Raw genomic sequence first — 12,639 nt, 5'->3', positions numbered from 1 at the left:
CTTTATGATATTCACGTTGCTACTATTAGCGGGTGGCGGATATGTCGCTGCGCAATATTCAAATGGCCTATCTTTTGCGAATGATGGTAAAACCAATGATATACATACAGAACTTAGCGATAGCAGTAATACATTTTCTGATAGCGATTCGGCTTTTGATGATTTTGAAGGCGGAGAATCACAGTTCGGTGAAATCAATGTGTTGCTGATCGGTGATGACGCAAGAGGCGACGAAGAAGACACTCGTTCAGATGCTTTGATGATCGGTCATTACGACCAAACAACCAATCAAGTGAAGTTAGTCTCTCTCATGCGTGATACATACGTTGAAATCCCCGATCACGGCATGGAAAAGATTAATGCAGCCTATGCTCTTGGTGGACCCGAATTAGTCCGTAAAACTATTAAGCATAATTTTGATGTAGACGTACAATATTATGCGATCGTAAACTTTGAAGGTTTTTCAAAAATGGTTGATGTAATCGCTCCTGAAGGAATTGAAGTAGATATTCCTTATGAAATGTCACATGGTATTGGCTTAACTCTCTATCCTGGTCAACAGAAACTAAATGGTGACCAATTACTTGGATATGTGCGATTCCGTCACGACATCCATAGTGATTATGGACGGGTCGAACGGCAGCAAGAAGCTTTGTCGAAGCTTAAAGATGAAGCGATTAGTTTCCAAACGATCGTCAATTTACCTAAGTTATTGGGCGTAATGGATCCTTATATTAATACAAATATCGATAAAAAAACGATATTCTCAATCGGTAAAGGTATGTTAACCGGTGATAAAGATAATAAAATGGAATCACTACGTATTCCAGTCGAAGGTTCATTCGGCGACTTACGTACAAATGTAGGGCAAGTGCTTGATATTAATCTAGAACAAAACAGGCAAGCATTGCGGGAGTTTTTATCTTTAGAGGATAAAAACGAGCAAGATGGTGAGTATGTTGAAAATCTTGAAGAAGACCAGAATACGGACTATCAAGAAGAAACAGAAGAATATACTTCTAATGAAAGAAACTACTGAGATTCCGCAATGAGACATCAATAATTTGATACTAAAAAGAAGTTGTCTATAAAAGACAGCTTCTTTTTTTGCATCATGCAAAAGTACCGAGGAAGCATTGGATTCAAACATACGGCGTAGTATATGAAAATATAAAAAAGTGCACTTAGGAAGTTAGATTTACATACTAACTTCTCAAGTGCACTAAAATTATAGACACGTATTTGACGTCCCAGAAGGGATTCGAACCCCCGACCTACGCCTTAGGAGGGCGTTGCTCTATCCAGCTGAGCTACTGAGACATGATAAAAACGAGAAACACTTCGACTGTACATCGTATCAAAGTGTTCTCATGAATTATTAATCGTTGGCCGTACCATCATAATCTTCATTGAACCATAATTGTTCATCATCATCCACATCGCCATTGTAGTTGATCAAAATCTCTTCTCCAGCTTTAATATCTCTATACGCAAAGAAATCAAATGTGTGGTTGTCGAAATTAATGTCATATGTCGCGTTAGGTTCGTAGGAATGATTGAATAACATTCCGTAGCCAAGTAGTACCGCTGTATGGTTGGCTCCATACTCAAAAGCATAATCAGCAAGAACCGTTTTTTCGATATGTTGATGTTGTTCGTTTGGATAGGAGATCACAGGCGCTTCGTGTAATAGCTGCCCTTCTTTGATATCGCATTTCGCGAACACACCCCTATTGAATTCGCCTTCGCCAATTGGAGAAAGTTTTACTTCTATCATATCTTTCACCTACTCGCTTGTAAATTATACTTGGCTAGTATACCATTAATCCGGCTAGATTGCTGATTTCTTTTCTCGTAATAAAAAATGTTTCTCTTCTTTTCGAGCAAGACCTACCGTTATAGAATGATAGGGTCTATTCATTACAACGACTTTCTAATCCCATCTCCCACTACTGATTCAAGAGCACAACTTTTGACCATATATATATAAGTAATTATTGATTTTCAGCCTTCCAAAAATACCCTATAAGTAGATTCCAACATAGACTATCATGTATCATATAGGCATCATGATAAAAGTGAGGTTACATACTATATGAACAAAAAACAATTAAGTTGGGCAGCTGTTGGTGCAGCTGTATTATTGTTCGCGTTGATTATAGCGATCGTAAGCAACAAAGAGTCAACTGAAACTGTAACGAAAGAACCTATGATTACTGGCACTTCGACACCGGACACATTTAAGGAACCTACTGAGGAGCTTGTACTTCAAGAAGAGGCTAAGAAAGAACAGTCTGAAATAGAAGCCCCTGATAAAGAAGGGCCAAATCGCGAAGAATCAAAAAATGAACAACCAACAAAGCCTGATACAGATTCATCTAAAAACGTTCCAAGCACACCACAAGCACAACCGTCAACATCTGCACCCAAGCCAACCGAACCACAAAAACAACCTACGTCGGCAGCTACGACCCTAATAAAAGATGGTACCTATCAAGTGGGGGCTGATATCGAACCAGGTGAATATCTCGTTTTTTCTAACGGTATTACGCTTCTCGAAAACACAAAAGATCAATCGGGGAATCCTGACAGTATTGTGTTCAACGTTGCATTAGATGGTCGTTCCCACACGTATGTAACACTATTGCAAGGAGAATACTTCACTTTAAAAGGTGGAGAAATGTATCCTGTAGCTTCTGCACCTGATATTAAACCAGCTGACGGAATATACAAAGATGGACAATATAAAGTAGGAACAGATATCCCTGCTGGTACACATACTTTGAAGGTGGATGATCAAAACGATATAGGTTTTTATGAAATCAGTAAAAACAGCAGACAAGATATGATAGATCTTCTCGTAAGTGATGTAGTAGAAGGTGAAACGTCTATCAAGGTAACGGATGGTCAATATTTGACGATAAGAAATGCGTATCTAGAAGCACACTAAAAGAACACACAAAACCATCACTGGTTTTGCGTGTTCTTTCGCTTTTATACTTTTCGAACCTTCAACACCCACCAAATTAATACGAATTGTAACGGAAGTCGAATCCACAATGCCACTGCGGGCAAATCATAATTTTCTGCTGTGAGTGCCATATAAATATTAACTGGTAATACAAGAACTAAAAATACCGCAATTAAAAAACCGGTAACATAGCGCGTTCTCTTCAAAAACAATCCGATAGCCAATGCAATTTCCATTATACCTGATATGTAAACAATGACTTTTCTAAATGGTATCCATTCGGGCATGGCCCCTGTAAAGAATGACTCCAATGCAAAGTGTCCAATTCCTGCTACAAAAAAGAATAAACAAAATGCATATAATGCAAATTTTTTCATAAAGTGATCTCCTTACTTTCCTCTACCTTGCTTGTGCCCTTTAAAGCGCCCTCATAAACCTCATTTTATTAGATTATTATATCAGAATATAATATGAGCTACTACTGATTTAAATTCATTAAAAAAGTCTACGTTCCTTAAAGGAACGTAGACTGCCAAGTATAATTAATTAAAATTATAAGCTGTCAAGATTTTCTCCCTATCCATTACTACATCATTGAAGTATTCATACAAAGAAATGCCAAGGAATGAACCTGAGATATTGACAATATTATCAAAACCACTATTTTGTAACGCCATCAACGCGTTATAACTGCGTTGTGAAGATCGGCAATGAACATAGACCGGGACATCCTTTGGCACTTCATTCATGCGATCACGCAGCTGGCTGAGTGGTATGTTTATCGCATTCACTAAGTGACCATTCGCAAATTCGTGCTCTTCACGCACATCAATAATTACAGCGTTTTGCTCTACCAATTCACGCACTTCGGATACATGAACTTGTTTAAAACGACCATATAATATATTCAAGGCAACAAGTGCTGCGAGATTGACGACGTCTTTAGCTGTGCTATACATAGGCGAATAGGTCAACTCTAGTTCTTTGAGATCTTCCAGCGTTCCACCCATTGAAATGAGAGTTGCGATGACATCAATCCTCTTATCCGCATTTCCTTTACCAATTGCCTGAGCACCTAATACTTTTCCTGTTGGTACTTCAAATACTAATTTGAAGTGAAGTGGATTACTGTTAGGCATCAATGAAACTTTATCAGCAGCGATGATATACACGCTGTCATGTTGGATTCCTGCTTGTTTCGCCATTTTTTCATTGAGACCTGTAGAGGCTGCTGCCAAATCGAAAATCTGTATACTCGAAGAGCCAATGACACCTTTATTTTGATGAGGAATCCCATACATATGATCCGCCGCGGCACGCGCCTGACGCTGTGCAGGTCCTGCTAGAGCCAATCTTGTTGGTTTATGAAGAAGACGGTGATAGACTTCAATCGCATCACCAACAGCATAGATGGAATTGTCGCTTGTTCGGTAATTAGCATCTACTTTTATACCGCCAAGCTCACCGATTTCCAAATCTGCTTCTTCCGCTAGTTTTGTTTCAGGACGAACACCAATCGCCAAAACAACGACCTGTGCCTCGATTTGTTTACCCGAATTCAACGTAACGTCTGTATCAGTTATTTTAGCCAAACCATCTTCTACTATTACATCGATTCCTTTATCGATCATTTCCTTATGCAGAATTTGAACCATATCATAATCAAAAGGCATCATAATTTGATTAGCAAATTCAATCAATGATACATTTCGTCCCGCGAGCTTTAAGTTTTCCGCTACTTCAACTCCGATGAATCCTCCGCCAATTACCACAATATTATTGATATCTTTTGTTTGAACATAATTTTGCAGATGCTCTATATCTTCCACGTTGCGAACTGTAAAGACATGTTTTGAATTGGCACCTTCTAGATTCGGCACTATCGGACTCGCTCCAGGGGATAGCACTAGTCGATCGTAGCTTTCTTCATACCTTTCACCTGTCAGCATATTCAAAATGGTCACCGTTTTTTCTCTTCTATTAATCGCTGTTACTTCTTGTCTGACACGCGCTTCGATATTATATTTATTTTTAAATGCTACTGGATCCATTAATACGAGTTTATCGCTATCTTCCACAATCCCACTGAGATAAAACGGTAAAGAACAGTTGGAGAAAGATACGTGCGGTCCTTTTTCAACCATAATTATTTCCGCTTGCTCATCCATACGTCGAATTCGCGCAGCTGTGGATGCTCCCCCTGCTACTCCGCCAATAATAACAAACTTCATTTTGCCATCCCCTTATTTTGTAATTAACCTTAAATAAACTATATACCCCCGCGGGTATATAGTCAATAAATTGATTTAGGATTCAAGGCTTATTTAAGGTGTAGGAATTAATTTGACATATCTGCCAGCAAACGTCTTAGAACGACTAATGTTTCTCTTCTCAAAACGTGAGCTTTTTCAATTGATATCTCAGCATTCTTATCAAAAGATGAATCACGCACAGTATGTACCCAACGCGTCATATATTCTATAACTTTTAGTTTATCTGCATCCGCTTTTAATAAGCTTGTACCGTTTGCTCTTAGATAACGATAAAGACTTCCGAGCGTAATAGAGTGGTAGTATTGCTCACTGCCGATTTCAACAGAAGTTAACCCTGTTTCAGGTATCACTACGTCTAGTAAAGGCATATTCTCTTTTTCTGCCTTTGCTTTAATCAGAACATGACTGAGGAACTCTTCTACTGCTTTTACATAATCTGCGATAACAAAAGCGATCTTCTGACTCGGTTGCTGATTGTCTAGTTGCATGTCTTTAGTCAATTCATGCCACTTTGCTTCAGCAGAAGGCAATAGACGTTTCACTTCTTGTGATTTTACTAATCGTGATAATTGAGAACCTGCTTTTTCAAAACGTTCTTCTTCTGATTTTGTGAAAAGTAACGCACTATGGGAGTGCAATGATCTAAAGGACTCTTCCAACAAAACCATGGCCTGCTTTTGGTCGATTGGTTTCAGATCGTATTGTTCTGCCTTTTGTATGACCGCTTCTACCTCAAGGGATAAATCATCCAAGTAAAATTCTGTCAAGAACTCATCCAATTGTATCAACGCATCGGAAATCATGATTTCACGGTATGTGATCCCTTCGTCAGGTATTAATGACAGAACACGATTTCTCAACTTCATGCCTTCATTGCCCAGTTCCCAACCAATTAGTAAATTTAGCGCAGGTTCTTTTGTGTTCCCTTCTTCAGAAGTCAATGTTTTATCTGCTTTATAAAAACAAATCATTGCATTTAATAAGTTTCTTAACATCGCATCTTGATCTTCAAACGGCAACTCAGAAAAATTCGCTGTACACATTTCTTCAATTTCGCATTCATAAAAGAAGAAGTTGAAATCGGCCTGGATAAAGGAATCTTCATTGATTTTCCCACCATGTTGCTCTTCAATAACGTTCTTCATTCGTAAAATATACTCGGAAATCTTCGTTAATTGGGAAACGATATCCCCTTTATATTTCTCGATACGGTATTGAACCGCTTGCAAATCACCATGAAGAACATGTACGGCATGATAATCATGTGCAGACTTGGAAAGATTCACTAAACTAATGACACTCGGGATATCATTCAAATCAAATAGATCGTTAAACGTAATATAGAATTCCAGCCCAACGCGATGCATGTCCTTATATTTCATCATATGAATTAAACGCTCACAAAAACTCCGCTTTGTGGCGAAGTCAATTAATGTATCGTTATGTACGACTTGCAGAAATAGGTCATACAGATTCATGATGGTTTTTTTCGTAACACTTTCCAAAATATCCGGATTTCGTGTTTTCTCCATGAGAACACAAAGCTCATTAAAGTATCTCGCTAGCGTCTGCATATGATCGGCACGGGTATGAATCAATGTTGCACATAATGGATAGATCTTTTGATTGAACAACTCCCAAGACTCTGCCACATGTCCCTCATTGTTAAAGAAATAGAACCACAGATGATATCTCCAATCTCCTTTGGCCTTCGTGTCCTGATCCAGCTCAAAGGGATCGAATTCTTCACCATAAGCCAGCGCGAGCAGCGTTTCATTATATTGACTCGCTAGCGTAATTTCACTCTCATACAAGTCAGATAGTTCTACGAGCAATGCATACCGGTCATCATCCCTGCATTCGTTAATTACTTTCGTAAACGAAGGATGGTCGATGACATGACAAACATCCAAGTGACGCCCTTTTAGCAACCACTGACGTAGCATATAATCCAGAAACTCTTCCGAATCCAAATACGCTCCAAAATGTCGTGCTGAAAATTCCTGATAAATATCCAAACTAATTCCCCCTCTACATCTAACACCCTGTTGAACTGTACGAATAACAAACTCTATCCTAGAAATAATAAAGTTTGAGCTATCCCTATCATATCGCGATTTCCTTTTTTTCTCTACCTAGAAATCACAGTTTGGAAAAAGCTAGCTCAACAATGATATAAATTCATTTTATTATAGACAAAAATATAGAACATTCCATATTCCACGGAAATGCTCTATATCTTAAAAACTTTTTATACAACTTGATATATTCAGAGTGAATGCAGGGATTTAATTCTAACAGAAAATTATTTTACTCATATAAAACACTCCTATCAGAATAGTTACCTTCAGTATACATAGGCCGCGGCATTTAAAAACCCCAAATGGAGTCACTTTTTAAAGTGTCAATCATTTGGGGTTCAGTTCATGGTGACGCGGTACTTGTCACCTTCCATCACACCGGATAAACCGGATGCTTGCGGTTTGTAAACTGGATATATTTCGTCGCATATGCTTCGTAGCGCGTAATCAGCTCACCGCGCAGTGAGTCTGCGGGGACGATACCGTCGATAATCATTTCTGAAGCTAAATGGTAAATATCGATATCTTCTTTGTATTCGTTACGCTTCTCTTCAATATAAGCTGCTCGCTCTTCTTCAGGCAACGCGGCGATTTTATTTGCGTAGACTGCGTTGATAGCTGCGTCCGGCCCCATAACAGCGATGGAAGCGGTTGGCAACGCTAAACACGCGTCTGGTTCAAATGCCGGGCCTGCCATAGCGTACAACCCTGCGCCATATGCTTTGCGGACGATGACGGAAATCTTTGGCACTGTCGCTTCTGCCATTGCAGAAATCATTTTCGCACCGTGGCGGATGATGCCTGCACGTTCTACTTTAGTCCCGACCATGAATCCAGGAACGTCGACTAAGAACAGTAGCGGAATGTGAAATGCATCGCAAAGGTTGATGAACTTAGCCGATTTGTCAGCAGAGTCGTGGAATAGCACGCCACCTTTAACGCGCGGTTGGTTCGCGATAATGCCGACTGCTTTTCCATCGATGCGCGCAAGGCCAGTAATGAGCTCGCCTGCAAACAGTTTCTTAATTTCAAAAAATGAATCTTCATCGATAATCCCTTTGATCAAGTCGTGCATATTAAACGGAGCATTTTCATTTTTAGGAATGATTTCTTCAAGTGTCTTATCCAGCTGTTTCGGCGACACAGCATCATGTACAGGCGGCTTTTCCGAAAAGTTTGCCGGGAAATACGATAAATATCTTCGCGCCGCCGCGATTGCGTCTTCTTCGTTTTTTGCTAGCACATCGCCGCAGCCTGAAGTTGAACAGTGCATGCGCGCGCCGCCCATTTCTTCGAGCGTTACTTTTTCGCCGATGACCATTTCTGCCATGCGCGGCGATCCAAGGTACATCGATGCGTTTTTGTCGACCATAATGACGATATCGCAAAACGCTGGGATATACGCACCGCCAGCAGCTGACGGTCCGAACAATACGCAAATTTGCGGAATGCGGCCAGACAATTTCACTTGATTGTAGAAAATTCTACCTGCACCGCGGCGACCCGGGAACATTTCAACTTGATCCGTAATCCGTGCGCCTGCTGAATCGACTAAATATATGAGCGGTACATTCAATTTTTCAGCAGTTTCTTGGATGCGGATAATTTTTTCCACTGTCCGTGCGCCCCATGAGCCTGCTTTAATTGTGGAATCATTCGCCATGACGCAAACAACTTGGCCGTTAATCTTCCCCATGCCTGTTACAACGCCGTCAGCAGGAAGATCGCCCGCCATGCAGTTCGCGAATTGGCCGTCTTCGATTTCAAGATCTGAATCGAATAGTAATTTCAAGCGATCACGGACGAATATTTTCCCTTGTTCTGCATTTTTTTCATGGTATTTTGATGCGCCACCTTCTTTAATCTGCTCTACTCTTTCATTCAATGCTTGCTGCAAAGATTTCGTATCTGTAGTCATAGTCCTGCCTCCCTTATGATCATTCCTCATTCGCCAATGTATATAGGCTTGCGTTTTTCTTTGAATGCCTGCAGTCCTTCGAGTCGGTCTTTGGAAGGAATCGTCACTTCATAGGCGTTCTGTTCGATGGCGAGTCCCGTCTGCAGTTCGACGTCATAACCGTGGTCAATCGCGAACTTCGCCTGCGCGACGGCAAGCGGCCCGTTCGCTGCGATTTGTCCCGCGACAGCAAGTGCTTTATTCATCAGCTGATCAGATGCCACAATATATTCAGCGAGTCCGATTTCCAATGCTTCTGCCGCTTCGACTCTGCGTGCTGTGAAAATAAGCTCTTTCGCTCGTCCTTTGCCGATCAATCTAGGCAGTCGCTGCGTACCGCCGGCTCCCGGAATAATACCGAGCGAAGTTTCAGTCAATCCGAACTTTGCCGTCTCTGCTGCAATACGGATGTCACATGCCAGCGCCAGTTCTGTACCACCGCCAAGTGCAACGCCGTTAATTGCAGCGATAACCGGCTGCGGCAGTGATTCAATACTGTTAATTGTCTGGCGGATCAATGAAACTGTCTTGCGGACATCGACCGGATTCATTCCTGAGCGTTCTTTTAAATCAGCGCCCGCACAAAATGCTTTTTCACCGGCACCTGTTATAATAACTGCGCGGATCTCCAGGTCGTAGCGACATTCTAGCAGCGCATTGTAAAGTCCGTTCAGCATCTCGACTGACAATGCATTCGCCGCTTCGGGACGATTCAATAAGATGATCACAATTCCGTCGTCGCGCCTCTCTACTAACACTTTATTCCCCATTCACTCACGTCCTTCGCTTATCATGCGCACCGGCAGCCTGCAAGTTTTTACTAGGAAGTGCATAGCCGATTTTTTCTTGAATAAACGCGGATGCCGCTAAAATCTTTTCTTCATCGACACCCGTATGAATGCCCATACTGTGCAGCATATACAATAAATCGTCCGTCGCGGCGTTGCCTGAAGCACCCGGTGCGTACGGACAGCCCCCAAGTCCGCCAGTTGAACTGTCGAACACCGTAATGCCCATATCAAGCGAGGCTAGGACATTCGCTAAAGCAGTCCCACGCGTGTCATGGAAATGCATCGCCAATTTGTCTTCCGGAAAACGTTTCAGCAACACGTCAAGTACTTCCTGGACTTGACGCGGATTCGCAACGCCGATCGTATCGCCTAACGACAATTCGTCAATACCCATGTCAAACAGCGATTCCGACACCCGGACTACCGCTTCTGTATCAACCATGCCTTCGTATGGACAGCCAAACACTGTAGACACATAGCCTCTTGTCTTCTTGCCCGCCGCATTCGCGTCTTGTACAATTTCTTTTAATACAGGCAATGTATCCGCGATCGTCTTATTAATGTTTTTCAAATTATGTGTTTCGCTTGCCGACATGAACACAGCCGCTTCATCGATATTGGCCGCAAATGCTCGTTCAAGCCCTTGACGGTTTGGGACAAGTGCTGAATAAGTGATGCCCGGCTCCCGCTGAATGCCCGCCATCACAACACTTGCGTCCGCGAGTGCCGGTATCCATTTCGGATTAACGAAAGACGTCACTTCAATCGATGTCAGGCCGCTTTTGGACAACTTATTAATCCAGGCAATTTTGTCTTCTGTCGGAATGAAGATTTTTTCGTTTTGCAGTCCGTCGCGCGGTCCTACTTCTTTAATCGTAATCGTTTCAGGCCATTTCATCATTTCATCTCCTTCTACAGGAATTATTCAATGACTGCGATGACGTCCCCTTCATTGACAAATTCGCCTTCGTTCACTTTTACCTCTTTTACGACTCCATCAAAATCAGTAGCAATCGGTATTTCCATTTTCATCGATTCCAAGATTGCGATGTCTTGGTCTTCTTCTACTTCGTCTCCTACTTTGACGAGTACTTTCCAAACGCTGCCTGCCATGCTTGCAGTAATTTCAGTCATACTAATTCCTCCCAGAGTCATTTCGTCTGCTTTTGTTTTTTCTTTTTCTTTGTCAAATATTTTTCTACGAATTCGGTCGTTGTATCTCCCAAACGGAATGCTTCATGCGCTGCTACTTCCTGAAGCATAGGAATATTCGTCTTGATACCTTCTATATGGTAATTCGAAAGCGCTTCTTGTAGTCGTTCGATTGCTTCGTCGCGGTCTTTGCCTTTGACAACGAGTTTCGCGATCATCGGGTCGTAGAACGGTGTGACGACCGACTCACCGTGGACTGCCAATTCGTGGCGGATGCCTGTTCCTTCAGGCAGCTTCAGTTTCGTGATCGTTCCGGGTGAAGGGAAAAATGTTTTCGGATCTTCTGCGTAAATCCGCACTTCAATTGCGTGCCCATCGCGTTTGACGTCTGCCTGCGCAAATGAAAGTGTTTTCCCGGCGGCGATATCCAACTGTTCTTTTACTAAGTCAAGCCCAGTAATTTCTTCCGTGATCGGGTGCTCGACTTGCAGCCTTGTATTCATTTCAAGAAAATAGAAGTTTTGATCTGCGTCGATTAAAAACTCGATTGTTCCGGCATTTTTATAGCCGATGGACTTCGCTGCTTTAACCGCCGCTTCACCCATTTTTCTTCGCGTCTCTTCCGAAATGAATGAAGACGGTGCTTCTTCCACGACTTTTTGGTGGCGGCGCTGGATTGAGCATTCGCGCTCCCATAAGTACACTGTATTTCCTTCGTTATCCGCTAAAATCTGAATTTCAATATGGCGTGGTTTTTCAACGAATTTTTCAATATACATCGCACCATCCCCGAAGAAATCAGTAGCTCGTTTTTGATTACCTTCAAAGGCTTTGCTTATTTCGTCAGCGCCGTAAACGACTTGCATACCGATTCCGCCACCACCTGCAGATGCCTTCAGCATAACCGGGTAGCCAATGCTTTCAGCCACTTCGATTGCTTCTTCCGCGTCTGCTAGCGAACGAGTGACACCCGGTACGACTGGAACACCGGCTTTTTCCATCGCCTTGCGGGACGCGATTTTGCTGCCCATTTCAGAAATGACTTCAGGTGAAGGCCCGATGAACACAAATCCTTCCTCTTCGCAACGTCGCGCAAATTCCGCATTTTCCGAAAGCAGACCATAGCCTGGATGGATGGCTTCTGCTTTTGATTGATGCGCTGCTTCTAAAATTTTATCGATTTTCATATAACTTTCCGTTACACGCGGTCCTCCGAGCAAATATACTTCATCCGCCTGCTTGACGTGGACAGCTTCCGCATCTGCTTCCGAATAGACACCGACCGTTTGAATGCCGAGAGCTTTGCATGTACGCATGACACGGGCCGCTATTTCCCCGCGATTCGCAATCAAAATTTTCTTAAACATGATGTTCACCCTTTCAATTAATCATGTAATCTAGCCTTTTAAGAAAA

The 12,639-nt window shown here is 42.1% G+C and carries 11 protein-coding genes and 1 tRNA gene; 2 read left to right on the top strand and 10 right to left on the bottom strand.

From position 1 onward, the window contains the following. The first annotated feature begins 4 nt into the window (after window positions 1–4). The gene (locus tag Q7P97_RS13775) at window positions 5–1,039 is read left to right on the top strand and encodes an LCP family protein (RefSeq protein WP_303969961.1); all 1,035 of its coding nucleotides are present in this window, start codon (window positions 5–7) and stop codon (window positions 1,037–1,039) included. 207 nt (window positions 1,040–1,246) lie between these two features. On the opposite strand, the gene Q7P97_RS13770 is transcribed toward Q7P97_RS13775, so the two are convergent. Together Q7P97_RS13770 and Q7P97_RS13765 are read right to left on the bottom strand one after the other, a co-directional pair. Beyond that, window positions 1,247–1,320 (bottom strand) — tRNA-Arg (locus tag Q7P97_RS13770). Window positions 1,321–1,378: 58 nt separating this feature from the next. Then, a complete protein-coding gene (locus Q7P97_RS13765) occupies window positions 1,379–1,777 on the bottom strand; it encodes an SET domain-containing protein (RefSeq protein WP_085426451.1) in 399 nt (132 codons plus the stop codon). A gap of 318 nt (window positions 1,778–2,095) precedes the next feature. On the opposite strand from Q7P97_RS13765, the gene Q7P97_RS13760 reads away from it, so the two are divergent. After that, window positions 2,096–2,950: an Rv1352/Rv1906c domain-containing protein gene (locus Q7P97_RS13760; RefSeq protein ID WP_303969908.1), complete on the top strand. Its 855-nt coding sequence runs from the start codon at window positions 2,096–2,098 to the stop codon at window positions 2,948–2,950. Window positions 2,951–2,994: 44 nt separating this feature from the next. On the opposite strand, the gene Q7P97_RS13755 is transcribed toward Q7P97_RS13760, so the two are convergent. From Q7P97_RS13755 to Q7P97_RS13720, 8 genes are all read right to left on the bottom strand, one after another. Next, window positions 2,995–3,348: a DoxX family protein gene (locus Q7P97_RS13755; RefSeq protein ID WP_303969906.1), complete on the bottom strand. Its 354-nt coding sequence runs from the start codon at window positions 3,346–3,348 to the stop codon at window positions 2,995–2,997. Between the two features lie 165 nt (window positions 3,349–3,513). Next, a complete protein-coding gene (locus Q7P97_RS13750; protein WP_303969904.1) occupies window positions 3,514–5,202 on the bottom strand; it encodes an FAD-dependent oxidoreductase in 1,689 nt (562 codons plus the stop codon). 107 nt (window positions 5,203–5,309) lie between these two features. Further along, complete coding sequence (locus tag Q7P97_RS13745; protein WP_303969902.1) at window positions 5,310–7,262, bottom strand: hypothetical protein; 1,953 nt, start codon at window positions 7,260–7,262, stop codon at window positions 5,310–5,312. Window positions 7,263–7,698: 436 nt separating this feature from the next. Then, window positions 7,699–9,243 (bottom strand): acyl-CoA carboxylase subunit beta, encoded by a 1,545-nt coding sequence (locus Q7P97_RS13740; protein WP_303969900.1) that lies wholly within the window; start codon window positions 9,241–9,243, stop codon window positions 7,699–7,701. A gap of 26 nt (window positions 9,244–9,269) precedes the next feature. After that, on the bottom strand, window positions 9,270–10,052 hold the full coding sequence (locus Q7P97_RS13735) for an enoyl-CoA hydratase (protein WP_303969898.1): 783 nt from the start codon (window positions 10,050–10,052) through the stop codon (window positions 9,270–9,272). Between the two features lie 4 nt (window positions 10,053–10,056). Next, entirely contained in the window at window positions 10,057–10,971 is a 915-nt protein-coding gene (locus tag Q7P97_RS13730) for a hydroxymethylglutaryl-CoA lyase (protein WP_303969959.1), read from the bottom strand. A 23-nt stretch (window positions 10,972–10,994) separates the two neighbouring features. Beyond that, window positions 10,995–11,207 carry an acetyl-CoA carboxylase biotin carboxyl carrier protein subunit gene (locus Q7P97_RS13725; protein WP_303969896.1) on the bottom strand — a complete coding sequence of 71 codons (213 nt, stop codon included), beginning with the start codon at window positions 11,205–11,207 and terminating at the stop codon, window positions 10,995–10,997. 17 nt (window positions 11,208–11,224) lie between these two features. Next, the gene (locus tag Q7P97_RS13720; RefSeq protein ID WP_303969894.1) at window positions 11,225–12,592 is read right to left on the bottom strand and encodes an acetyl-CoA carboxylase biotin carboxylase subunit; all 1,368 of its coding nucleotides are present in this window, start codon (window positions 12,590–12,592) and stop codon (window positions 11,225–11,227) included. Between the last annotated feature and the right edge of the window lie 47 nt (window positions 12,593–12,639).

Source organism: Sporosarcina ureae (genome assembly GCF_029267015.1).
Lineage (GTDB): Bacteria > Bacillota > Bacilli > Bacillales_A > Planococcaceae > Sporosarcina > Sporosarcina ureae_D.
Note: the sequence above shows the minus strand (reverse complement) of the source record. Positions and strands in the feature narration are given on the sequence as shown.

Bases quoted from the DNA above. Each gene is read 5' to 3' on its own strand.
- Q7P97_RS13725 (WP_303969896.1), bottom strand. From the start codon at position 11,207: ATGACTGAAATTACTGCAAGCATGGCAGGCAGCGTTTGGAAAGTACTC.
- Q7P97_RS13775 (WP_303969961.1), top strand. From the start codon at position 5: ATGATATTCACGTTGCTACTATTAGCGGGTGGCGGATATGTCGCTGCG.
- Q7P97_RS13735 (WP_303969898.1), bottom strand. From the start codon at position 10,052: ATGGGGAATAAAGTGTTAGTAGAGAGGCGCGACGACGGAATTGTGATC.
- Q7P97_RS13720 (WP_303969894.1), bottom strand. From the start codon at position 12,592: ATGTTTAAGAAAATTTTGATTGCGAATCGCGGGGAAATAGCGGCCCGT.
- Q7P97_RS13750 (WP_303969904.1), bottom strand. From the start codon at position 5,202: ATGAAGTTTGTTATTATTGGCGGAGTAGCAGGGGGAGCATCCACAGCT.
- Q7P97_RS13765 (WP_085426451.1), bottom strand. From the start codon at position 1,777: ATGATAGAAGTAAAACTTTCTCCAATTGGCGAAGGCGAATTCAATAGG.
- Q7P97_RS13760 (WP_303969908.1), top strand. From the start codon at position 2,096: ATGAACAAAAAACAATTAAGTTGGGCAGCTGTTGGTGCAGCTGTATTA.
- Q7P97_RS13730 (WP_303969959.1), bottom strand. From the start codon at position 10,971: ATGAAATGGCCTGAAACGATTACGATTAAAGAAGTAGGACCGCGCGAC.
- Q7P97_RS13740 (WP_303969900.1), bottom strand. From the start codon at position 9,243: ATGACTACAGATACGAAATCTTTGCAGCAAGCATTGAATGAAAGAGTA.
- Q7P97_RS13755 (WP_303969906.1), bottom strand. From the start codon at position 3,348: ATGAAAAAATTTGCATTATATGCATTTTGTTTATTCTTTTTTGTAGCA.